General features: G+C 52.9%; 18 protein-coding genes and 1 riboswitch. Of the genes, 3 read left to right on the top strand and 15 right to left on the bottom strand.

The genetic code is table 11. The annotated features are described in order from the left end of the window. Positions 1-104: 104 nt before the first annotated feature. The 14 genes from glyA to fni all read right to left on the bottom strand — a co-directional run bounded on the left by glyA (position 105) and on the right by fni (position 14,498). Positions 105-1,355, bottom strand: coding sequence for a serine hydroxymethyltransferase (glyA, locus tag NST99_RS31210; protein WP_038597437.1), 1,251 nt, complete (start codon positions 1,353-1,355; stop codon positions 105-107). 86 nt (positions 1,356-1,441) lie between these two features. Next, positions 1,442-2,095, bottom strand: coding sequence for a TIGR01440 family protein (locus tag NST99_RS31215; protein ID WP_341096827.1), 654 nt, complete (start codon positions 2,093-2,095; stop codon positions 1,442-1,444). Between the two features lie 171 nt (positions 2,096-2,266). Continuing rightward, positions 2,267-2,349, bottom strand: a riboswitch (ZMP/ZTP riboswitch). Positions 2,350-2,399: 50 nt separating this feature from the next. After that, entirely contained in the window at positions 2,400-2,987 is a 588-nt protein-coding gene (locus tag NST99_RS31220) for a low molecular weight protein arginine phosphatase (RefSeq protein WP_341096830.1), read from the bottom strand. A gap of 48 nt (positions 2,988-3,035) precedes the next feature. Next, on the bottom strand, positions 3,036-3,608 hold the full coding sequence (locus tag NST99_RS31225) for a manganese efflux pump MntP (RefSeq protein WP_341097805.1): 573 nt from the start codon (positions 3,606-3,608) through the stop codon (positions 3,036-3,038). A 220-nt stretch (positions 3,609-3,828) separates the two neighbouring features. Further along, the gene (locus NST99_RS31230) at positions 3,829-5,112 is read right to left on the bottom strand and encodes an L-threonylcarbamoyladenylate synthase (RefSeq protein WP_341096832.1); all 1,284 of its coding nucleotides are present in this window, start codon (positions 5,110-5,112) and stop codon (positions 3,829-3,831) included. A 130-nt stretch (positions 5,113-5,242) separates the two neighbouring features. Then, positions 5,243-5,992, bottom strand: a complete 750-nt coding sequence (gene spoIIR / locus NST99_RS31235) for a stage II sporulation protein R (RefSeq protein WP_341096833.1) — start codon at positions 5,990-5,992, stop codon at positions 5,243-5,245. A gap of 108 nt (positions 5,993-6,100) precedes the next feature. Beyond that, entirely contained in the window at positions 6,101-7,312 is a 1,212-nt protein-coding gene (locus NST99_RS31240; RefSeq protein WP_341096835.1) for an FtsW/RodA/SpoVE family cell cycle protein, read from the bottom strand. A gap of 235 nt (positions 7,313-7,547) precedes the next feature. After that, positions 7,548-8,732: an FtsW/RodA/SpoVE family cell cycle protein gene (locus tag NST99_RS31245; RefSeq protein ID WP_341096837.1), complete on the bottom strand. Its 1,185-nt coding sequence runs from the start codon at positions 8,730-8,732 to the stop codon at positions 7,548-7,550. A gap of 129 nt (positions 8,733-8,861) precedes the next feature. After that, the gene (locus NST99_RS31250) at positions 8,862-9,878 is read right to left on the bottom strand and encodes a N5-glutamine methyltransferase family protein (RefSeq protein WP_341097807.1); all 1,017 of its coding nucleotides are present in this window, start codon (positions 9,876-9,878) and stop codon (positions 8,862-8,864) included. Positions 9,879-9,903: 25 nt separating this feature from the next. Continuing rightward, positions 9,904-10,971, bottom strand: a complete 1,068-nt coding sequence (prfA, locus tag NST99_RS31255; protein WP_076109669.1) for a peptide chain release factor 1 — start codon at positions 10,969-10,971, stop codon at positions 9,904-9,906. Positions 10,972-11,207: 236 nt separating this feature from the next. Beyond that, a complete protein-coding gene (ychF, locus tag NST99_RS31260) occupies positions 11,208-12,308 on the bottom strand; it encodes a redox-regulated ATPase YchF (protein WP_341096841.1) in 1,101 nt (366 codons plus the stop codon). A gap of 175 nt (positions 12,309-12,483) precedes the next feature. Then, positions 12,484-12,774 (bottom strand): hypothetical protein, encoded by a 291-nt coding sequence (locus NST99_RS31265; RefSeq protein ID WP_341096843.1) that lies wholly within the window; start codon positions 12,772-12,774, stop codon positions 12,484-12,486. An 82-nt stretch (positions 12,775-12,856) separates the two neighbouring features. Beyond that, positions 12,857-13,327: a GNAT family N-acetyltransferase gene (locus NST99_RS31270; protein WP_341096845.1), complete on the bottom strand. Its 471-nt coding sequence runs from the start codon at positions 13,325-13,327 to the stop codon at positions 12,857-12,859. A 40-nt stretch (positions 13,328-13,367) separates the two neighbouring features. Next, positions 13,368-14,498 (bottom strand): type 2 isopentenyl-diphosphate Delta-isomerase, encoded by a 1,131-nt coding sequence (gene fni / locus NST99_RS31275; RefSeq protein ID WP_445745054.1) that lies wholly within the window; start codon positions 14,496-14,498, stop codon positions 13,368-13,370. Between the two features lie 310 nt (positions 14,499-14,808). Here fni and NST99_RS31280 point away from each other — a divergent pair, with 310 nt between their 5' ends. Further along, positions 14,809-16,290 (top strand): phospholipase D family protein, encoded by a 1,482-nt coding sequence (locus NST99_RS31280; RefSeq protein WP_445745055.1) that lies wholly within the window; start codon positions 14,809-14,811, stop codon positions 16,288-16,290. Positions 16,291-16,364: 74 nt separating this feature from the next. Here NST99_RS31280 and cls read toward each other — a convergent pair whose 3' ends face one another. Further along, entirely contained in the window at positions 16,365-17,873 is a 1,509-nt protein-coding gene (gene cls, locus NST99_RS31285; protein ID WP_341096851.1) for a cardiolipin synthase, read from the bottom strand. A gap of 227 nt (positions 17,874-18,100) precedes the next feature. Here cls and NST99_RS31290 point away from each other — a divergent pair, with 227 nt between their 5' ends. Continuing rightward, entirely contained in the window at positions 18,101-19,015 is a 915-nt protein-coding gene (locus NST99_RS31290; RefSeq protein ID WP_341096853.1) for a TetR/AcrR family transcriptional regulator, read from the top strand. Positions 19,016-19,128: 113 nt separating this feature from the next. Then, positions 19,129-22,332 carry an efflux RND transporter permease subunit gene (locus NST99_RS31295; protein ID WP_341096856.1) on the top strand — a complete coding sequence of 1,068 codons (3,204 nt, stop codon included), beginning with the start codon at positions 19,129-19,131 and terminating at the stop codon, positions 22,330-22,332. The last annotated feature ends 12 nt before the right edge of the window (positions 22,333-22,344 follow it).

The raw sequence follows: 22,344 nt of genomic DNA on the forward strand, positions 1-22,344 counted from the left end.
TGCTTCTTTATTAACTTTCAAAAAAACCTCCGAAGCAGCCGGGATACCAGCGCAACGGAGGCGAAAGCTTTATGCTCAGATTAGTCTGATAGCAAAGTGGATATTTAGTACTGGAGACCCGGATAAATCGGGTATTGATCTGTAAGCTGGGCGACCTCACGGGCCGCTTCAGTCAATTTAGCTTCATCCTTCGGATTCTTCAGCACGTTTGCGATAATGCGGCCGATTGTTACCATAGCCTGCTCGTCCATACCGCGCGAAGTAACCGCAGGTGTTCCGATCCGGATGCCGCTGGTTACAAATGGGCTGGTAGGATCAAACGGGATTGCATTTTTGTTCACGGTAATACCGATGGAATCCAGTACTTTCTCCGCATCTTTTCCGGTAATGCTCAGATTGCGGGTATCCAGCAGCATCAGATGGTTGTCCGTACCGCCGGAGACGATGTTCACTCCTTCTCCGATCAGCGTCTCCGCAAGTACTTTAGCGTTCTTCACCACATTCTCGGCATAGGTCTTGAAGGATGGCTGCAGTGCTTCGCCGAAGGAAACTGCTTTGGAGGCAATCACATGCATCAGCGGTCCGCCTTGGGAACCAGGGAATACAGCTTTATCAATGGCCGCGGCCCATGGCTGTCTGCAGAGAATCATGCCTCCGCGCGGACCACGCAAGGTTTTGTGCGTTGTTGTAGTGACGAAGTGGGCATGCGGAACAGGACTCGGATGAACACCCGCAGCAACCAGCCCGGCGATATGAGCCATATCGACCATGAACAATGCACCTACGTCATTCGCAATGGAACCGAGTGCTGCAAAATCAATCGTCCGCGGATACGCACTTGCACCGGCTACAATCAATTTAGGACGGTGTTTGAAGGCGGCTTTGCGCACTTCATCGTAATCGATCAGGAATGTGTCTTCCTGCACGCCATAAGCAACAAAGTTATAAAGCAAGCCGGAGGCATTCACAGGACTGCCGTGTGTCAAATGGCCGCCATGCGCCAGGTTCATCCCCAGTACAGTATCGCCAGGATTCAGCGCGGCAAGATAAACCGCCATATTGGCCTGAGCGCCGGAATGCGGCTGCACATTGACATGTTCGGCGCCAAACAGCTGTTTGGCACGGTCGCGGGCCAGATTCTCCACGATATCTACATCTTCACAACCGCCATAGTAACGTTTGCCAGGATAACCTTCGGCGTATTTATTCGTGAGTACGGAGCCCATGGCTTCCATTACTGCTTCACTGACGATATTTTCCGAAGCGATAAGCTCGATGTTGGCACGCTGACGGCTTAGTTCCAGTCCCATGGCTTCCAGTACTGCAGGGTCACTCTTACGCAATTGTTCCATAATTTTTGATTTCCTCCCTAGTGCATTAGTTTATGTTGTACTTATTTAATCCCTGATTGTTAATGTATTGCTACAAGCTGCTGCCCTGCTTAATCGCAGAGCTGTGCACCACTGGTTTCCGGTGTACGGTATACCGCACGTTCGCCGCCGATAAGAGGCGGTCTGCTCCAGGCCGCATTGACTCTGGCCGAACCGATATAGCGCAAACTCGGGCGAAACGGAACCGCTACCCGGCGCAGATGCATGCCGATCAGCGTCTCACCGATGTCAATCCCGGCATGGGCTTCCACCGTTTCAGCCAAAACAGGGTCCGACATCGAGCGGTACGCTGCGGCAGCCATTGAACCGCCGGCTCCCGGTATCGGCACCGCCGAAACCTCCCTCAGTCCGAGCGACTCCAGCAAAGAACGCTCCATGACAAGCGAACGGTTCAAATGCTCACAGCATTGGTATACGGGATGAAACCCCCATTTATCAGCAACCTGGCGAACACCCTGCAGCAGTTGCTCTGCCACTTCAAGCGCCCCGCCGGTTCCAATCCGGACGCCGGCTACTTCACTTGTACTGACTCCGACGACCAGGATTTTTCCCGGCCCCAGCTTGCCGGCTTCCGCCAGTTCGCCTACGACTACTGCGGTGGCAGCAGCCAAGGAAAGCCCAGTCCCCGCCGGTTCCACCCCTTCCACGGCCGGACTGCCGGGAGCGCGTTCTTCCCAAGAGTCCTGCTTCATGACTTCATCCATCACTTCTGCCTCCTCAACGTTTACTGCAACTCATTTCAGGCCAAAACCGTTTTTTTACTGCAGAGGTACTGCTGCGCCACAGCAGGGAATGAATGCTGAAGGATAGTACGCAGCTTAAGCTTACATATATTTTAAACAAAAAAGAGCAGTCCGCAGGAAGCTGCGGATGTGCTCTTTTGCCCAGGCGACCGGCCGTTTATTCCAGTGCTCCATCGTGGTTTGATCCACATTTGTCGCCAGTTACACCGGAACCGGATAATATTTATTTCATCTTAAAGGAAAGGCTGCGAAAAATCAACCTTCTTTACAAACGGCGTAAGGATTCCAATTTATCGAGCAGATTGTAAAGAGCGGTACGGATTTCCGCCGCTGCCAGCTCATAATCCTCACGGGAACCGCCATAGGGGTCGGTAATATCAAAGCTTGGAATGCGCTGGCGGATCTCGATTATCCGCTGCAAATCGGTCGCCTTCGGCTCTCCGCCCAATGCTTTGCTTAGTTCCGCATCTGCATACAAGCTGTCCAGCTCCTGAATATCGCTATTAACCGCCTCTTCATCATGGACATATTCTTTCAAGGTATACGTCTTCGTAACCGCATTAGGAAAATATTGCAGCAAATGCCGTTTATGCCCGCCCGTCAGGGTCAGTACCAGATCCGCCCAGGACACCATCTCTGCGTTCAGCTGTGAGGAGATCATCTGATCATTAATACCCTCTTCCCGCAAGATTGCTCCAGCGTGCCTGGATATGGAAGTGCCGGAAATGGCGGATACGCCTGCAGACCGCACTTCCAGCTCGATTCCGCGTTCCTTCGCAAGTTTCCGCAGAAGCCCTTCAGCCATAGGACTGCGGCATGTATTCCCGGTGCAGACGAATAAAATATGCAGCATGCTTTCCACCTCCAAATATAATATAAATTAATTTTTACCGTTATTGTATCAGAAGATGAACAGCAATCCAAACGCCAGCAGGATCGCTCCTCCCAGCGCCTCCCCGTAATCGCCCAGTCCACGGCTGACCCGCCTGCCCAGCAGCAGACCGGTAATCGCCATGAACCCCCCGCAGGCGCCAAAAGCAAGAACAGTTAAAACTATGCTATTCACAAACATGCCAAGCGATACCCCAACAGAAAAGGAGTCAACGCTTACACTCAGTGAAATAAGCAGCATGCCCCAGAAGGTCTGGTGATCCATAGACCGCGTTCCAGCATGACCGGCCCGGAAAGAGTTGAACACCATATGTCCACCGAGCAGAATTAACAGCCCCCCGGCTGCAAAAGTGGTTACCTGGCCAAGCAGATGTCCCACATAGCTGCCGGTAAACAAGCCAAGCAGCGGCATCAGCACATGAAAAAAAGCAATAAGCAGGCTGAGCTGCAGCACATGCAAAAGACGGATGCCCTTCATCCCGATACCTACACCGAGCGAAAATGCGTCCATCCCGAGTGCGATTGCCATTATGGCAATCGTTACAAGCTGGCCCCAGCCAGCATATTCCCCTGCTATGCCCATGCTCATGCCCATACCCCCAAAGTCCGATAGTCTTGTACAACAACGATATGCGGACAAGACGGCAATCATGACTGAGCAGGAGAGGTTGGAGGCGGGAAACCGCTGGGTGAAAGGATTTTGGTTAAAAATAGGCGGCCGGGAGGGACTCGACCGGCATTGCCCTGGCCGGGGTGCCCATGCGGGACTTCAACGCAGGGCACTGTGTGAGCGGAGCCGGAATTTATCCGGCGTCGATCACGGATCCACCGGCTGCTTTCATCAGCCGGTTCATGATGGCTGCGCCGAGACCGGCCTCCGGGCAAGCCTCGGCCAGGATGTAGGTCGCTCCCGCTTCATCGAAGCGCCGCAACGCGGCATACAGGGAGCGCGCCCCTTCCTCCGGCGAGTCCAGCGAGCCGAGGGAAACGACGCAGGCGGCCGGAACGGCGGGATACAGGGCCCGGTGCTCCTCGAAGAGGAGCAGGCCCGTCACTTCGCCATTCCGCTGCGCCGCCTGCAGCAGATCTGCGGCGGTTTCCGCCACGCGCTGCGGGGAAACGCCGCGCACTACGCCCAGCCAGCCGTGCGGGGCGTAGTGCGTGTACTTCATGCCCGGCGCGCGCGGCGCCGGGCTGCCGTTACCGGCGGCCTGCACCGCGCCGGCAGGCTGGACGAAGGCGGAGCCGGAGCCGGTACCGGCGTCCGCTTCGGCCCGGGCCGCGGACGGGCCGGCTGGAGCGCCGGCAAAGTCCACGGCAGCAGCCGGGGCGGTGTCCACAGCCCCGGCACCCGCAACCGCCGCCAGCTGCTCGGCGGTGATGCCGCCGGGACGGAGCACAGCGACCGTCCCGTCCGGCTGCACCTGCACGACGGTCGACTCCAGGCCGACCCCGGCGGCGCCGCCGTCCAGAACCCCGCCGATGTATCCGGCGAGGTCTTCCATCACATGGGCGGCCAGTGTCGGACTTGGCCGCCCGGAACGGTTGGCGCTGGGCGCGGCAACCGGGCAGCCGGCTGCGCTCAGCAGCGCGAGCGCAAGCGGGTGGTCAGGCATACGCACCCCGACTGTATCAAGCCCGGCCGTCACCAGCGGAGACAACACGCCGGGCCGAACCGGGAGTACGAGCGTCAGCGGACCGGGCCAAAATGCGTCGATCAATGCCGCGCCCACCGGATGCACTTCCGTCACAAGGTCATCCAGATCCGCCCGCTGCGCAATATGCACGATTAGAGGATTGTCGGAAGGGCGGCCCTTGGCCGCAAAAACCGCCTCTACTGCAGAGGTATTCCGGGCATCCGCGCCAAGCCCGTACACCGTCTCAGTCGGAAATGCGACCGTTCCGCCTTCGCGCAGCATGTCTGCAGCCGCCGTGATCGCCCGCTCATCCGCCTCACTCCGCAGCACCGGAGCCGCAGCCGGGTGATCCCCAGTTTCCTTTACGGAATCCAGTTCCCAGTAAACCGTATTCTTTATGTTTCCGCTCCGGCGCTGGACCGCGAACGGGTAAACTTTCTGCTCTGTCATTTCTCATCACCTTATCATCTCTTTAAATCTCAAAAACGGCCCCACCAGGTGGGACCGCAGCAAATCCGCTCAAGTTCATCCTATATCGTAACATATCTCGCAACCGCGAGCCAGAAAGACTAATATCTGCTCAAGACCATAATCCGCTGATCCAGCTCCAGAGATTGCGCAGCAGTTCCCAGATAAAGAACCGCACTTTCGGGGCCGAAGCTTGTTCATCTCCATTGCCATTCTCAGCTGAAACGGTTGTCACCTTGCCCGCTTCCGCAGCCTTCACCTTGGCTCCATCCTCCGCTCCAGCAGCGGAAACAGTCTTTGCTCCTTTGGCGGAGGCAGCCGCATCTCCTGAGCCTGCATCAATGAAGCATAACGGCGGAAACAGTACGCACCACCAGTTCTGCCCTTTGCCTGCACCGAGCGTAACCCGTACCGCTTCATATTCCCCGGCCGGATACACCGTACCACCGTACATTTTGGTCGGGAAAGGAACCACACCCAGTTCCACCTTATAGGTGTACTCAATCCCCTGCTTTTCCAGTTCGTCCGCGACAAGCGCATTGAGTTCCGGCAGATGGCCCCGGATCAATGCCCGCGCCTGCTCCAGGCTCTGGGGATCTTCCAGTTCCGCTACCCACTGGTTCATTTGTTCAACAATGGAGTCCCGGATCTGGCGTTTGACCAGCTGATCGCCCGTCATATCCGAGTTCGCCAGAATGCGCAAACGGATCGAATCCTGAGGAATAGTAACCTCCGCTATCGCCGCATCACTTTTTTGCCCTTCCCAGGCCATCATCAGGATCATAAAAAAACAAACTAAAATGGCAGTATACTTAACGGTTACGCGCAAGGAATCCTGTATTCCCGGTTTATTGACATCCATCTCCCGCAGCCCCTCTCCCTATGAAACTCTTATGTCCCTAGTATGTCCAGGGAAGAGAGGCTGCAAACCTAGCAATCTATTAATTTATAATTAGCAGATGGATATGCGCTATTTCACGAATGGAATCATGCTGTTTAATTTGCCGGCAGGGGCTGAGGGAGCGGCAAGCATCGGCAGATCCTCTTCCATATCCTGCCCGTATAAAAGCACACTCATGGCAATGCCCATGCTGGCCATATTAATCAGAATCGAGGTTCCTCCAAAGCTGATGAAGGGCAGGGTAATTCCCGTCAGCGGCATTAAACCGATATACGCCCCGATATTCTCCAGAATCTGATATAGCAGCATGGCTACAATCCCTACGATGAGAAACGGCCCTGCGCGGTCCCTGCTGACAAGGGCTATCAGAATCAACCGGTGAATCAGGATAAAATAGAGCAGCAGCAGTACAGCCGATCCAACAAATCCAAATTCCTCCGCAATCTGCACAAAAATCGATTCCGAATACAAATAAGGCACCATATTGTTCTGCACGGAGCTTCCCTCCAGGTATCCCTCTCCGCTCATCCCTCCAGAGGCAATGGCAATTTTGGCATTCCGGGTCTGATAACTCGCATCCTTGCTCGCCACATCGGGAACGAGCCAAGGATCGAAGCGTCTGATAAAATGATCGCGCCCGAGGGTTTCTTTAATAAAAACTACTGCTTGATCATGATAGTTAATATAGGTCAAAATAAAGCCGGCCGCCGAGCCGCCGATAATAAGCAGCCCAATCAGGGCATGTGAAAATTTAATATGGCCAATCCACAGGACGCCTAACAGAATTATGAGATAGCTCAGCGCATTGCCAAGGTCGTTCTGGCTGATGACGAGAAGAAAGGGCACCAGTGCGATCAGACTGAGCGGCACGACATCCCGCCAGAACAGCAGCTGATTTTTATTTTTGCGTACCAGCACGGCAGCCAGAAAAATAATCAGAATCAGCTTGAACAGCTCAGCCGGCTGAAAGCTTAATTCACCGACTCCGATCCACCCCTGGCCCCCGTTCTTCACCTTTCCAAAGAAGCTGACCATCAGCAGGATCCCAATGCCTATAATATAAATAAACAGCGCATATTTAACGAGCAGGCGGTAATCAAATATCATCAGCACGGCAAAGGAAACAAAACCCAGCGCATAAAATTTGATCATTCGAATATGCATTCCGCCCATGCCTTCTCTTCCCTGGGTGACACTATATATAGAAAAGATACTGATACACATCAGCAAGAGCAGAATAACAATGATGACGCCGTCAATTTTTTTGAGCCTTTGCAGCATAGGGCGAACTCCTTAAGTTATCCAGATTTTGGACTTATGTATTACATAACCACACAGTATAGCAGCCACTTATTCCCATTGTAAAACATTTTACAGCCCGGATACAATTTTATAGTTTAGGCCCATAATCTTCCTGATCACTTACACCCCCACTTCGAACCTAATCATAGAAAAAAAAACCGCCGGAGTTCATCTGCACAGATGTTCTCCAGCGGTTTGTTATTTAGCAGCGAAACTATCCCTGCTTGGCAGGGGAAGGGTATAAAGTAGATATCGGCAAATCCTCCTCAACATCCTGTCCATGCAGCCGCACGCTCATGACTAGGCCAATACTGGCCATATTAATCATAAGCGAGGTTCCCCCGTAGCTGACAAACGGCAGTGTGATTCCGGTAAGCGGCATTAAACCGATAAAAGCCCCGATATTCTCGAAGATTTGATACAGCATCATTGCGACAATCCCTACAATCAGGAAAGGCCCGCCCCGGTCTTTGCACTCCAGCGCAATCAGGATCATCCGGTGAATCAGAATAAAATAAAGCAGCAGCAGCAGCGCCGAGCCGACAAAGCCAAATTCCTCGGCAATCGCAACAAAGATGGAGTCGGAATAGGTGTACGGCACACGGTCCGTCTGTACGGAAGTCCCCTGCATAAACCCTTCGCCGCTCATACCGCCCGAGGCAATTGCCAATTTGGCGTTTTTGGTATGATAACTCGCTTTGGCCGTTGCTTTATCGGGCACAAGCCAAGGATCAAACCGTTCAATCCAGTGTGAACGCCCAATATCGTCAAGGAACCCCTTAATCTCATCGTGATAGTGAATATAGCACATAATCCCTGCGGTAGCAGCGCTGGCTATTACGAGCAGTCCAATGAGCGCATGTGAGAATTTGATGTTGCCGATCCATAGCAGCCCCACCAGAATCACAAGATAAGAAAGCGCGTTACCCAGGTCATTCTGGCTGATGACGATCATAAACGGCAGTAATGTAAGCAGGCCCAATGGTACGACATCACTCCAGAAGCGGAGTTTGTTTCTGTTCTTGCGGACAAGCACGGCAGCTAGAAAAAGAATCAGGATCAGCTTGAACAGCTCCGCCGGCTGCAGACTGAATCCTCCAAACTTAATCCAGCCCTGGGCACCATTCTGCTCTGCGCCCACAAAGCTGACCAGAACCAGAATTCCGATCCCTGTAATATAGATATACAAAGCGTATTTAACGAGTATCCGGTAATCCACAAACGTCAGTCCGACAAAAGCAATGATGCCGAGCACATAAAATTTGATCATCCGGAGATGTGCCCCGTCCAGTTTTTCCCTTCCATGCGTAACGCTGTATATGGAAAAAATGCTGACGACCATCAACAGCACTAGAATCATTACGATGACGCCGTCAATCTTTTTAATCTTCTGAAGCATATTCCGTCTCCTTACTCTGTACTGGTTCTTCCAGATTCATGCCTGCAGGGAAGTTCCGTCAAAATCTATTGTAAAGGAAGGGGCAGCAAAAATAAAATCCCATCTTCTAACACTTAACTTTCCTGCTTCCTATCGTGCGATGCCCAGCACATGGCGCGGAATTCCGGCAAGATCGTCAACGGTCACGATCTCGTTCCAGTGGCCCGCCGCCTTAAGCAGCTCGGCCACCTGCCCGGCCTGGCCTTGACCGAGCTCAAAGCCGACCAGCCGCGGCGGGGCCGGGAGCAGCGGCAGCTGCTCCATCATGCGGCGGTATGGGTCAAGCCCGTCATCGCCGCCATCCAGCGCGGTGCGCGGCTCATGTTCGCGCACTTCGCGCTGCAGCCCGGCGATGTCGCCGCCGGGAATATACGGCGGGTTGGAGACGAGAATATCCGTCTCCATCCCCGCAAACGGCTCGAGCAGATCGCCGAGCCGCAGGTCCACTGCCGTGCCGTGCCGCAACGCGTTGCGCGCGGCCACCGCCAGTGCGCCCGGCGAAATATCGCCGGCGCAGACTACCCACGCCGGCGCTTCCGCCGCCAGCGTGACGGAGATCGCTCCGCTGCCGGCGCCGATATCGACGGCGGTCAGCGGACGGGCGGCGCGAGCGTCCCCTGCGCCGCTGCCGGGGCTGGCTTCTTTGCCGCCTGCCTCTGTGCCGGGTGCAGCCGCTTCAGCTCCGGCTGCACCGCCTGCATGCACGGAGCTGTCAGCAGCTACCCGCGTTTCTGCTCCTGCATTCACCATCCCGTCCGGCCACAGCTCCGCCGCGTAGCGCAGGATGGCTTCGACGAGCAGCTCTGTCTCCGGCCGGGGGATCAGCACATCGGGCGTTACCTCAAAGGCACGTCCGTAAAATTCCTGCTCGCCAATAATATACTGCACCGGTTCCCCAGCCGCACGTCGGGTAATTCCGGCTTCCCAGGCATCCTTCACCGCTGCCGGAAAGGGATCAGCCAGCGCCATATAATACGCCGCCCCGCTCAGGCCCAGCACATGCTCCAGCAGAAGCTGCGCACTGCGCTGCGGCTCAACACATCCATGTCCGGCCAAAAAAGAAGAAGCCTCCGCAAAGGCTTCCCGGATGCTTTGCACGTAAGGCATGACATAAGAGTCGTGTTTCAAAGCATTATTCTCCTTTTTCCATCAATTCCGCTTGTTCCGCAATAGACAGTGCTGAGATAATCTCAGTAATATCTCCGTTCATTACTTGTTCCAGACGGTGCAGCGTAAGTCCGATCCGGTGATCGGTAACCCGGCTCTGCGGGAAGTTGTACGTACGGATACGCTCACTGCGGTCACCTGTGCCGACCTTGCTCTTCCGCTCGCCGGAATATTTAGCTTCCTCTTCCTGGCGTTTCAAGTCTGAGATCCGGGCACGCAACACTTGCAGCGCTTTTTCCTTATTGGAGTTCTGCGATTTACCATCCTGACAGGTAGCCACGATGCCTGTAGGAACATGGGTTACGCGTACGGCAGACTTGGTAGTATTAACGGACTGTCCGCCCGCACCACTGGAACAGAAGGTGTCGACACGGATGTCTTTATCATGAATCTCAATCTCAAATTCTTCAGCTTCAGGCATAACTGCAACGGTAGAAGTAGACGTATGGATACGTCCCCCTGATTCCGTCGTAGGAATACGCTGCACACGGTGCGCTCCACTTTCGAATTTCATTTTGCTGTAGGCACCACGGCCATTAATAAGGAAGATGACCTCCTTGAAGCCGCCAAGATCATTTGTATTCACATCCATCAGCTCTACGCGCCAGCCTTGTGCGTCTGCATAACGGGTATACATGCGGTAGAGATCGGAAGCAAACAGAGCCGCTTCGTCTCCGCCGGCAGCGCCGCGGATTTCCACAATTACGTTCTTCTCGTCATTAGGATCTTTAGGCAGCAGCAGAAGGCGGATCTTCTCCTCCAGCACGGTCTGGCGCGAGGACAGGTCGTCGATTTCCATCTTGACCATTTCCTTCATTTCATCATCGAGCTTCTCAGCCTGCATCATCTTTGCCGCTTCCAGCTCTTCCATTACATTCTTATATTCGGTATAAGCCTCAAAAGCAGGCTGCAAATCAGATTGTTCTTTGGAATAGTCCCTCAGTTTCTTACTGTCGTTTGCAACATCCGGGTCACAAAGCAGTTCACTGAGTTTCTCATAGCGGTCCGCCAGGGATTGCAATCGGTCCAACAAGGGAATTCACCTCTCCTGATTCAATTTCATATTCAATAAATAATGTTTACATTATTAGATACAATAAAAATAGATATACGACTTTATATTATACCACCGATTATGCCAATTGGCTACAGTGCCCCCGTATAGATTCGAGGGATTTTTATAAAAGGGAGCCATCCCGAGGTGAACATTCACCCCGCAATGGCTCCCCTTCTTGACGTTTAAACGCAAAGCAAGACTGTTTATACGTGTTATACGTTGAAACGGAAATGCATGACATCGCCGTCCTGTACCAGATATTCCTTACCTTCCAGACGCAGCTGTCCGCGTTCCTTGGCACCGTTCATCGAACCTGCGGCTACCAAATCAGCGTACGCTACAACTTCCGCCCGGATGAAGCCGCGCTCGAAGTCGGTGTGAATGACACCGGCTGCGCCAGGCGCTTTAGTTCCGCGGCGGATGGTCCAGGCACGAACCTCTTGCACGCCGGCTGTGAAATACGTATACAATCCCAGCAGCTTGTAGGCTGCTTTGATCAGGCGGTTCAGACCGGATTCCTGCAGGCCCAGCTCTTCAAGGAACATCGCCTTGTCTTCACCTTCAAGCTCGGCAATTTCCGCTTCCACTTTGGCGCTGATAGGCACAACCTCTGCATTCTCGGCAGCGGCAAACTCACGGACCTGTTGGACATACGGGTTATTGTCGGCACTGGACACTTCATCTTCGCCCACATTCGCCGCGTAGAGCACCGGCTTCAAGGTCAACAGATGCAGATCGCGCACGATCAGGAGCTCATCATCGGACAATTCTACACTGCGTGCCGGTTTATCTTCGTACAGGGCTTCCTTGATCCGTTCTAGCAGTTCAACTTCCTGGGCATACTTCTTATCGCCGCCCTTGATATTTTTGCGGGACCGCTCAATCCGTTTCTCAAGGCTTTCCAGATCTGCCAGAATCAGCTCCAGGTTAATCGTCTGGATATCGCTGATCGGGTTCACTTTACCGTCCACATGCGTTACATTCTCATCCACAAAGCAGCGGACGACATGAACAATGGCATCCACTTCACGGATGTGGGCCAGAAACTTGTTGCCCAGACCTTCGCCTTTACTCGCGCCGCGCACAAGTCCGGCAATATCCACAAATTCAAAAGCAGTCGGAACTGTCTTGTTCGGCTGCACCAGCTCGGTCAGCTTATTCAGACGTTCATCCGGCACTTCTACAACACCGACGTTAGGGTCAATCGTACAGAAAGGATAGTTTGCGGATTCTGCTCCCGCTTGCGTAATTGCATTAAATAAAGTGGATTTACCAACATTTGGAAGTCCAACAATTCCAGCTTTCAAAGCCATTTATATGACAACTCCTATTTTCGGTTGTATTGATCGCCCGCATAATTACTGACTTGATCTAAACCATTATATATTAGAACAAAATCTCCAGCAACAGCGGATGTCCGGGGGATGTGTCAGATAAAGGGCGGTGGCAGCAGGCCTTTCGCTGCGCATGGCGGTTAAACGGCTGGCATTAGATCGCCGCGCTTATTGCCCTGAGGCAGCCACCAGTGCCTTCCGGATCGCTTCGTCTTTGTGCCAGTCTCTGTTTTTTTCCGGCATTCACAACAGCATCAGGCAAGGTCTTGAATTCATCATTTGCCGGTCCATCTGCAGTCAGACCAAGCACCACCGGAAAGTTGAGCACAAATAGGGACCCTACTTTCAATACTAATTCCCTGCTTCCCCAGAGCACTTCATTTTGAAGACATGCTCTAAAGACAATCATATTTTCCTTTTCATCCGAATTAATCAGATAAGTCACATTTTCCTAATCCAAAACGTTCTGGAGAATGCCAAAAAGACCCCTTTACGAGGTCTCTGTGTGCTGCGATGAGCCGGGCTTCTTAAAGCGTTTTGGACATGGTGATGTCCGTAACGAGGTAGCCCATCTTTTTGTACAGCTCGAAAGCGCGGTTGTTCTGGCCGAAGACATGCAGGCCGATTTTGGAAACACCCATCTCCCGGGCGGACTCATCAAGCGCAAGCAGGGCCTGTTTGCCATAACCTTTGCCCTGATACGGCTCAAAAATATAAATATCATAGATGAAAGCTTCCCGTCCCGTGCGTGCTTCCGTTACATTAAACCAGATATAACCCGCCTGAGTATTGCTTTCTATTTCCATAACAGAATACAGGTAGGCCCCGTCGGTGTGAAGTCCTTTGGGCAGGAAACGCACCATCTCTTCCTGAGACTGCCTAAGCGCAGTCTCGGCATCCCATGCCCCCGCTTTGATCTTATCCTCCGCATAATCGCGGGTCGACTGACTCCAGAAAAATTGAAAAGCAATTTCGTCCATTTGGACTAATTTAATCATGATTTGTAATCCTTCCTTACTCCATAATCTTCGCTCGCCCCTACTTGCGGATCAGGCGCGGGTTGCCGCGCAGAGCTGCAAGATCCGGCGCGCCAATGCCGAACATCGCCGTCCTTAGCTCCAGCTCCACCTGTGCCAGCGCATGGTCCAGCGCTTCCTCAGACTGTACTGCCGGGCCTAGCAGATTCCGGCCGAAGCCGGCCAGATCAGCGCCAAGCGCCAGCGCCTTCGCTGCATCTACTCCATGCCTCAGCCCGCCGCTGCCGATAAGCGCGCCCTGCGGTGAAGCCGCCCGCACCCCGGCAATGCATTCGGCGGTGGGAATTCCCCAGTCGGCAAAGGCCTCCGCCGCCGCGCGCCGCACCGGATCGCTGCTGCGGAACTTCTCGACCTGGCTCCAGGAGGTGCCGCCTGCACCGGCCACATCTATAAAAGCCGCCCCGGCATTGTACAGCCTGACCGCTGTCTCGCCGTCGATGCCCCAGCCGACTTCTTTCACGCCTACCGGCACCTCAAGCGTCCGGCATACCTTCTCGATCTCTTGAAGCAGGGAAGCAAAACCCGTGTTGCCTTCCGGCTGAAACACCTCCTGCAGCCCGTTCAGGTGCAGCACCAGCCAGTCGGCGCCGGCAATCTCCACCGCCCGGCGGCATTCTTCCACGCCAAATCCATAGCTTAGCTGCACAGCGCCAATATTGGCAATGACCGGAATTCCCGGGGCCATGCCGCGTACATGAAAGGTCTCGGCCAGCTCGGAGCGTTCCACAGCTGCTCGCACCGAACCTACACCAAGCGCCCAGCCCCGGCGCTCGGCTGCTTCCGCCAGCCGGGCATTGATTGCCCCGGTAGCCTTGCTCCCGCCTGTCATGGAGCTGATCAGCAGCGGTGTGCGCAGCTCCCTCCCCAAGAAGGTCGTACGCAGCGCGATATCGTCAAAGTTCAGCTCCGGAAGCGCATTATGCCGGAACCGGTAATGCTCGAACCCGCTCGTTATCCCGGTGCCGCCGACCTCCTCGTTCAGGCAGAGGCGCACATGCTCAATTTTGCGCTCACCCGTTGTGGATGAAGGCAGCAGAGATGTATGCCCTGCACTGTCTGCAGTCTGCGGATCTCCGCCAGGCTCCGGGCTGAACCGTTCCTTTACTTGCCGGGGCCCTTCATCCTGCGGCATATGATTCATCCTGACTCCCTCCATTTCCATAGCATGCTTCATTATAGCATCGCCGCAGAGCAATTTACAGAAAGGGCCCCCCTTGTATCACGTCAGGACAATGGCATAAGGTATCAGAGGTTCAGCCAAGCTGTAGATTGGTCGATTTGGCAGCTGCTGCTTCACTTCTCCCCCACGGGTGTTAATAGGTTGTTACAATGCCAACGCAGGCTACAAGAACTGGCTTGACACTGCGGATACTCAGGAGGATTAACCCATGAATCGACGCAAACATCCCATTATGCCCGCAACCCTTCAATCTACTTATAATATGGAATTGGACTTATCCTTTGCTGCAAAAAAACGCTTCCCCCCAAGCCGCCGCTTATGGCTGCTTGCTGCTGCTGTGCTCGTATTATGGCTGGCTGGTGTGATGATTTACCAGACCCATAAACTGCTGCCTCCGGGCCTTTCTTCTGAAAGCCCGGTGTACAAGGTTCAAAATGTGCACTTTTGGCATGATTTAACCTACCAGGGCGACAACGGGTCGCAGCACCGGGAAGAGCAGATCCTGCCGAGGATACTGCAAATTATCGAAGAATCGCGGGAGTTTCTGGTCGTTGACTTATTTCTGTTCAATGGGTATACCCATAAGGATCAGCAGTTTCCTGCGGTCAGCCGGGAGCTTTCCGATAAGCTTATCGCGCAGAAAATAGCGTACCCCGCTATGGATGTTGTTTTTATCACCGATGAGGTCAACACTAATTACGGCTCTGCCCCCAATCCTCTGCTGGAAGAGATGAAAGCCGCGGGAATTAAAGTCATTCTGACTGATGTAGACGCGCTGCGCGACTCTACTCCTGCCTACTCAGCCGTATGGCGGACCTTTATCCAGTGGTTTGGGCAGACTGGTACAGGCTGGATTCCTAATCTTATGGCCAGCGGAGGGCCTGATATCACAGCCCGCTCATATATGAAGCTGCTGAATGTAAAGGCCAATCACCGCAAAGTTGTAGTCAGCGAGAATACAGCTCTGGTATCCTCCGGCAATGTCCATGACGCCAGTGCTTATCATTCCAATATCGCGCTGGAGGTAAGCGGTCCCGTTATCGCTGATATCCTGAAGACTGAGCAGGCCGCAGCAGACCTGTCCGGAGCAGGTCCGCTGCTTGGCAAAGATCCCGTACTCACGGGGAGCGAAACTGCCGCAGGCGGTCCGCTGGAGGTACGATATTTAACCGAGGGCAAGGTAAACAAATACGCCCTTGAAGGAATCCGTGCGGCCCAGAAGGGCGACATCCTCTGGATGGGCATGTTCTATCTTGCCGACGACACCATTATTGATGCACTGCAGGAAGCATCCGCACGCGGCGCAGAGGTGCGCCTCCTGCTGGACCCGAACCAAAACGCCTTTGGCCGTGATAAAATCGGCATCCCGAACCGTCCGGTGGCCTGGGAACTAAACCGGCGTTCGGATGGCAAGATTGCTATCCGCTGGTACAACACGGGCAAGGAGCAGTATCATACCAAACTCTTGTTCATTGCCAAAGCGACCGGCAGCTCAATCGTCCTCGGCGGCTCCACCAACTTCACGGCCCGCAACCTGGACGACTATAATCTGGAGAATAATCTCTGGGTGTCCGTGCCGCAGGATCAGCCGCTCTATGCGGAGATGGAGAGCTACTTCAACACAATTTGGAACAATGAGGGGGCGGAATACAGCCTGCCCTTGGAGGATTACCAAAGCGAGGTGACCTGGCTCAAATATATAATTTACCGTATGCAGACCCGCTTGGGTCTGACAACATTCTGATCTACAGAAAACCGCCGGAAAGCTGCAATCAGCTTCTTCCGGCGGTTTTTTACTTGTCCGTTATCTTTCCGTACTCAGAGCAGCGGCGACATCAGCCGGGCTGCAGATTCCAGCATCCGCTCCAGGAGACGTTTATTCATGAAGGTCTCATGTACAATCTGGCGGGTTGACAGCAGATCCCGTTCAAAATCAGCAACGATCCGGGAGACGCTCTCTGTCTGCAGCAGCAGCGCATTGACCTCAAAGTTCAAGTGAAAGCTGCGCATGTCCATGTTTGCAGTACCAATTGTGGCTATCTCACCATCGGTAATCAGCAGCTTGGAGTGAATGAAGCCCTTCTCGTATTCGTAGATCTTCACACCCGATTCCAGCAAGGCCGGGAAGTAGGAATGCGACGCCAGAAACGGCAGCCATTTATCCGGTTTGGCGGGGAACAGCAGCCGCACATCAAGTCCGGACATTGCCGCTACACGCAGGGCGGTCAAGATATCCTCATCCGGAATAAAGTACGGGCTGGCAATCCAGACCGATTTCTCTGCGGAGGTAATCATGGAGAAAAAGATATTCTTCAGCGCACGCCGTTCGTTATCCGGTCCGCTGGCAATAATCTGCACAGCTCCATCCCCGGCTGTGAACCGCAGCTGTGGCGAGAGGTAGTCCTGCTCCAGTATTTTCTCACCCGTTGTATGCATCCAGTCCTGCAGGAAGATAATCTGCATCGTACGCACTGCCTCGCCTCTGAGCAGCATGTGGGTATCGCGCCAGAAGCCGTACGTTTTGCTGCGGCTTAAGTATTCATCACCAACATTAAGCCCGCCCATAAATCCGACATCGCCGTCTATGACAACAATTTTTCGGTGATTCCGGTAATTAACCCTGCTGGAGAAAAAAGAGGTGGAGTTGCCGTATGAGGCAACCTGCACTCCTGCATCGCTTAATTCCTTAAGAAACGCTTTGGAAAGCTGAATACTTCCTACAGCGTCATACATAAATCTGACCGTAACACCCGCACGGGCCTTCTCGATCAGAATTTGCTGAATGCGGGTGCCGATATGATCTGCCCGAAAAATATAATATTCCATATGAATATGATGCTGGGCCTGCCGTAGCTCCACCAGCAGAGTGCCGAAGGTTTCTTCCCCATTGGTAAGAATCCGCGTTTCTGAATTAAAAGAAATCGGCGTCCGCGCGAGCCTCTGGGATAATCCCAGCAGCTTCTGGCGGGCAGGATCAAAGACCGACCAGTCCTGGTGCATCCGCAGGGCATCATTTTCAATCCGTTCATAAGCCATGAGGTCCCGCTGGGCCTTCTTATCATATTTACGCCGTTTGAACACATTTTGTCCGAACAGGAAATAAAAGACGAGTCCCACTACCGGAATCAGGGCAAGCAGCAGAATCCAGGCCATCGTTGTGGAGGGGTTGCGATTCTCCATAAAAATCCCCAGACCGATCGAAATGACGGTCAACGTGGAGAAAATACTGATGATTGTACCGGCGGTACTTCCAAGTAAACCAAAACCAAAATAATAAAATGCCAGTAAAGCCCCGATAATGATTATCGCCTGCAATCCTCTTCTCATATGCAACCTACCTTCTCTTTCTTCCGTACATCACTAAAATGACACATTTATATATTACATGAATAATCTCTTTCTTCCTACTGGAATCGTCTGCAAAACAAAAATTTCAATAATAAGCTAAACTCTCCATACAGGAATTTGTATTGCCGCAAATTATATAATATAATCAGCTTGACCTTAGAGTCATTTACAGAACCCAATAGTCAGGAAAGGAGTTATACCTCTTTGTGATTGACAAAAACGCAAACAAAAAAGAACAGATTATCAAAACAGCCATGCAGCTATTCGCTGTAAAAGGCTCATCCTCCACCTCTATGCAGGAAATTGCTGAGCTATGCGGAATCTCCAAGGGCAGCCTGTACCTGGTGTTCAAGTCCAAGGAAGAGCTGGAACGCAGCATTTACATATATTGCTTCCGCATGATTCGTGATCCCCTGCAGCGCGAGGAATTGGAGAGCCGGAGAAGCCCGCGGGAGAAGCTGCGCAACCAGGTCGAGATCCTGCTTAATCATGTATACGAGCTTCGCGAGTTTTTGCAGCGTCAAATTCAGGAATTTGCCGGAAAAGGCGTAATGGAAGTGCCGGAATGGCTACGCAAGAGCAACGCTCCCCTGCTGACCTGGTTCCAGAATAAACTCGAAACCCTGTACGGGCCCGATATTCTGGCTTATACAGGAGACCTAAGCCTGCTTGGGAGCGGGATGATCCACTCCTATATCCGGGTTATTTTCAATCAAGGATCGCCTGTATCTATCGCACGTATGGCCGACCATCTTATGGATCTGCTGGACATCGTTGTCGCGGGTCTGCTCGCCGGCAAGCCTGATCCCCTGATTTCCTCCGCTTTCCTCATACAGTGGCTGGAGGAACACGGAGACAACCCGCGCAAAAGTCCGCTGCAGCTGATCAAAGAAATGAAGGTATTGCTCAGCGCTACTTCCGCCGTAGACACGCAAAGTCTGGAAGAAGGGCTTGAATCTCTGGGAATTCTGGAAAGTGAGATTCTCATGCCACATCCACGTAAGGCAATTGTCCGGGGAATGCTGTCCAACCTGCAGAGCTACCCTGCGCTGGACAAGGAACTGCAGGATCTGAATAAGCTGATTTCTCCTTACATGCAGAACACATGCGGTTTATATTAACCCTTAAGACCAAAGGAAGTGGAAACAGAGAGAAGACGTCCGGATAGGCAGTGCCAGTAAATATAAATAGAGGCTTTCCACAGGAAAGTCCGAGAGGAGCAGAAACACTACTTATGAAAAGCTTAATTAATTTCTCGCTTAAGAATAAATTCGCGATATGGCTGCTAACCATTATTATTGTATTCGCCGGTTTGTACAGCGGCCTGACCATGAAGCAGGAAACTCTGCCTAATATCAGTATTCCTTATCTCAGCGTGACAACGATTTATCCAGGTGCAGCACCGGAGGGTGTTGTGAATGATGTCAGCAAGCCGCTGGAGCAGAAGCTCCGCAATGTGGATGGCGTCAAGATGATCACTTCCACCTCGCTCGAGAATGCTTCCAACATCCAAATCGAGTTTGATTACGGCGCGAATCTGGATAATGCCACAGCAGCCGTTCGTGAAGCCTTGAACGATGTCGCTCTGCCGGAGGATGCCCAGAAGCCGACCATTTCCCGCTTCAGCCTGAGCTCACTGCCAGTTATCTCGCTGAGTCTGTCCGATGACAAATCCGGGGATCTGGAAGAGCTGACCCGCATCGCGGAGAATGATATCCGTCCTGCCCTGGAGGATATCGAAGGTGTTGCTTCCGTGCAGATTTCCGGGCAATACGTCAAGGAGGTCTCCCTGAAATTCAACCAGGACAAACTGAAGCAATACGGGCTGACAGAGGATACCATTAAAGGGCTCGTTCAAGCCTCCTCTCTGCGTGTTCCGCTGGGACTGTTCGAAATGGAGAAATCACAAAAGGCCGTTGTTGTAGACGGCAATATTACCACAGTAGACGATCTTAAGAATTTGACGATTCCGCTTGTGCCTTCAGCTGCGGGCGCACAAGCAGGTTCAGGTGCCGGTGGTGGTGCTGTTGCTGGTGGTGGTGGTGCTGTTGCCGGTGGTGCCGGTGCAGCCGGTACTGGTACTGCTGGTAGTGGTTCCGCCGGAACAGGCGCGGGCGCGGGAGTACCAACTGGCCTGCCGACGGTGAAGCTGGGTGAACTTGCCTCCATTGAGGTTATCGGCAAGTCCGAATCCATCTCCCGTACCAACGGCAAAGAATCTATCGGGATTCAAATTGTTAAGTCCAATGACGCCAATACCGTTGAAGTTGTAAACAGCGTTAAAGATACAACGAAAGAATTGAAGCAGCAGTATAAATCTATGGATCTTACGGTTCTGCTCGACCAAGGCAAGCCGATTGAGGATTCCGTAAACACTATGCTGTCCAAGGCAGTCTTTGGCGCTTTGTTCGCCGTACTGATCATTCTGCTGTTCCTGCGGAATATCCGTTCAACTATCATCTCGATCATTTCTATTCCCTTGTCGCTGCTTATCGCTGTTCTATGCCTGCGTCAAATGGATATCACGCTCAATATGATGACGCTCGGCGCGATGACCGTAGCTATCGGGCGGGTTGTCGATGACTCGATTGTCGTCATTGAGAATATATACCGGCGTATGACGTTGTCGGGTGAGAAGCTGCGCGGCCGGGAGCTGATCAGCGCGGCTACAAGCGAAATGTTCGTGCCGATTATGTCTTCTACAATTGTAACGATCGCCGTATTCCTTCCGCTTGCTTTTGTCAGCGGCATGGTGGGGGAACTGTTTCTGCCGTTTGCACTGACCATGGTATTCTCCCTGCTCGCTTCTCTGGTTGTGGCGATCACACTTGTGCCGGCACTGGCGCATACGCTGTTCCGTAACGGACTGAAGAAAGGCAAGAAAAACCATGAAGAGAAACCGGGCAAAATGGCTCTGGGTTATCAAAAGATTCTGAACTGGTGCCTTTCCCATAAGCTGGTTACTTTCGGGGTCGCGGTTCTGTTGCTGGTTGGCAGCTTGTTCCTGATCAAACCGATCGGGGTAAGCTTCATGCCTTCACAGGAAGATAAAAGTGTCATCATGACCTATGCGCCAAAAGCCGGGCAAACCGCTGAAGATGTCCAGGAACAAGGACTGAAGGCTGAGAAGTACATTCTGGCCCAAGAGCATATCGACAACATGCAATACTCCATCGGTGGCGGTGGATTTATGGGAATGGGCTCCAGCAATTCAGGTCTCTTCTATATTACCTATGACAGTGATACTCCAGATTTCGATACAGTTAAGGAAAATCTGATTGAAGGGCTGACCAAGGAGGTTCCTGAAGGCGTGTGGGGCGATATGTCCGGCATGATGGGCGGAGGCCTTGGCGGCAATACGCTGACCGTGAATATTTTTGGTGACACCTTGGATCAGTTGAAACCGGTAGCCGATGAGATAGCAGGCATCGTGAATGCCGATACCGCTAATTTCAAGGATGGGGAAACCAGCCTTGCTGAAGGTTACGAACAATACACCGTGGTTGCCGATCAAGCGAAGCTAAGTTCGCTTGGCCTCACTGCCGGACAGATTGCCATGAAGCTGAGTCCGGTTAATGCCCGCCCTGTAATGACAGAGGTGGAAGTGGATGGCAAAAACTATAATGTCTATATTGAAGCCGACACCCATACGTACAGCAGTATTCAGGAAATGGAGGAGGCTACGCTGACCTCACCGCTGGGCTTTACAGTGCCGATCGGCGAAGTGGCAAAGATTGAGAACGGCACATCTCCGGACTCAATTACCCGCATTGACGGCAAAATGAGCGTTAATGTGACCGCTGAAATCATTGCTGCCGATGTAAACAGCGCTTCAAATGACGTGAAGGAAAAGATCGACGCCCTGAAGCTGCCTGACGGAGTTACCATCTCCTTCGGCGGCGTTACCGAACAAATCAATGAAACCTTCGGCCAGCTCGGACTTGCGATGGCGGCCGCTATTGCCATTGTATATTTTGTGCTTGTGGTTACTTTCGGTGGCGGTCTGGCACCATTCGCGATCCTGTTCTCACTGCCATTCACTGTAATCGGAGCACTCGTCGCTCTATTGCTGGCAGGAGAAACCCTAAACGTCTCCTCGCTGATGGGGGCACTGATGCTGATCGGTATCGTCGTAACGAATGCGATCGTACTGATCGACCGGGTTATTCACAAGGAAAAAGAAGGGATGTCTACCCGTCAGGCACTGCTTGAAGCCGGAGGCACCCGCTTGCGTCCAATTCTAATGACGGCTCTCGCCACGATCGGCGCTCTGCTGCCGCTGGTTACAGGACTTGAGAACAGCGCCGGCATTATCTCTAAAGGACTTGGCGTGACCGTTATTGGCGGTCTGATCAGCTCCACCCTGCTGACACTGGTCGTTGTACCTGTAGTCTATGAATTCCTAATGAAATTCCGCAGCAAAAAGGTTATTGAATAGAGCTAAGGACAC

It is taken from the genome of Paenibacillus sp. FSL L8-0470, assembly GCF_038008625.1.
Taxonomy (GTDB): domain Bacteria; phylum Bacillota; class Bacilli; order Paenibacillales; family Paenibacillaceae; genus Paenibacillus_AQ.

What these genes read in the sequence shown, in the direction of transcription:
- NST99_RS31245 (WP_341096837.1), bottom strand. Translation starts at nt 8,732, where the DNA reads ATGCTTCAGAAGATTAAAAAGATTGACGGCGTCATCGTAATGATTCTA.
- cls (WP_341096851.1), bottom strand. Translation starts at nt 17,873, where the DNA reads ATGAGAAGAGGATTGCAGGCGATAATCATTATCGGGGCTTTACTGGCA.
- NST99_RS31240 (WP_341096835.1), bottom strand. Translation starts at nt 7,312, where the DNA reads ATGCTGCAAAGGCTCAAAAAAATTGACGGCGTCATCATTGTTATTCTG.
- ychF (WP_341096841.1), bottom strand. Translation starts at nt 12,308, where the DNA reads ATGGCTTTGAAAGCTGGAATTGTTGGACTTCCAAATGTTGGTAAATCC.
- fni (WP_445745054.1), bottom strand. Translation starts at nt 14,498, where the DNA reads ATGCCGCAGGATGAAGGGCCCCGGCAAGTAAAGGAACGGTTCAGCCCG.
- NST99_RS31225 (WP_341097805.1), bottom strand. Translation starts at nt 3,608, where the DNA reads ATGGGCATAGCAGGGGAATATGCTGGCTGGGGCCAGCTTGTAACGATT.
- NST99_RS31295 (WP_341096856.1), top strand. Translation starts at nt 19,129, where the DNA reads ATGAAAAGCTTAATTAATTTCTCGCTTAAGAATAAATTCGCGATATGG.
- NST99_RS31230 (WP_341096832.1), bottom strand. Translation starts at nt 5,112, where the DNA reads ATGACAGAGCAGAAAGTTTACCCGTTCGCGGTCCAGCGCCGGAGCGGA.
- spoIIR (WP_341096833.1), bottom strand. Translation starts at nt 5,992, where the DNA reads ATGGATGTCAATAAACCGGGAATACAGGATTCCTTGCGCGTAACCGTT.
- NST99_RS31250 (WP_341097807.1), bottom strand. Translation starts at nt 9,878, where the DNA reads ATGCCTTACGTGCAAAGCATCCGGGAAGCCTTTGCGGAGGCTTCTTCT.
- NST99_RS31270 (WP_341096845.1), bottom strand. Translation starts at nt 13,327, where the DNA reads ATGATTAAATTAGTCCAAATGGACGAAATTGCTTTTCAATTTTTCTGG.
- NST99_RS31215 (WP_341096827.1), bottom strand. Translation starts at nt 2,095, where the DNA reads ATGGATGAAGTCATGAAGCAGGACTCTTGGGAAGAACGCGCTCCCGGC.
- NST99_RS31220 (WP_341096830.1), bottom strand. Translation starts at nt 2,987, where the DNA reads ATGCTGCATATTTTATTCGTCTGCACCGGGAATACATGCCGCAGTCCT.
- NST99_RS31280 (WP_445745055.1), top strand. Translation starts at nt 14,809, where the DNA reads ATGGAATTGGACTTATCCTTTGCTGCAAAAAAACGCTTCCCCCCAAGC.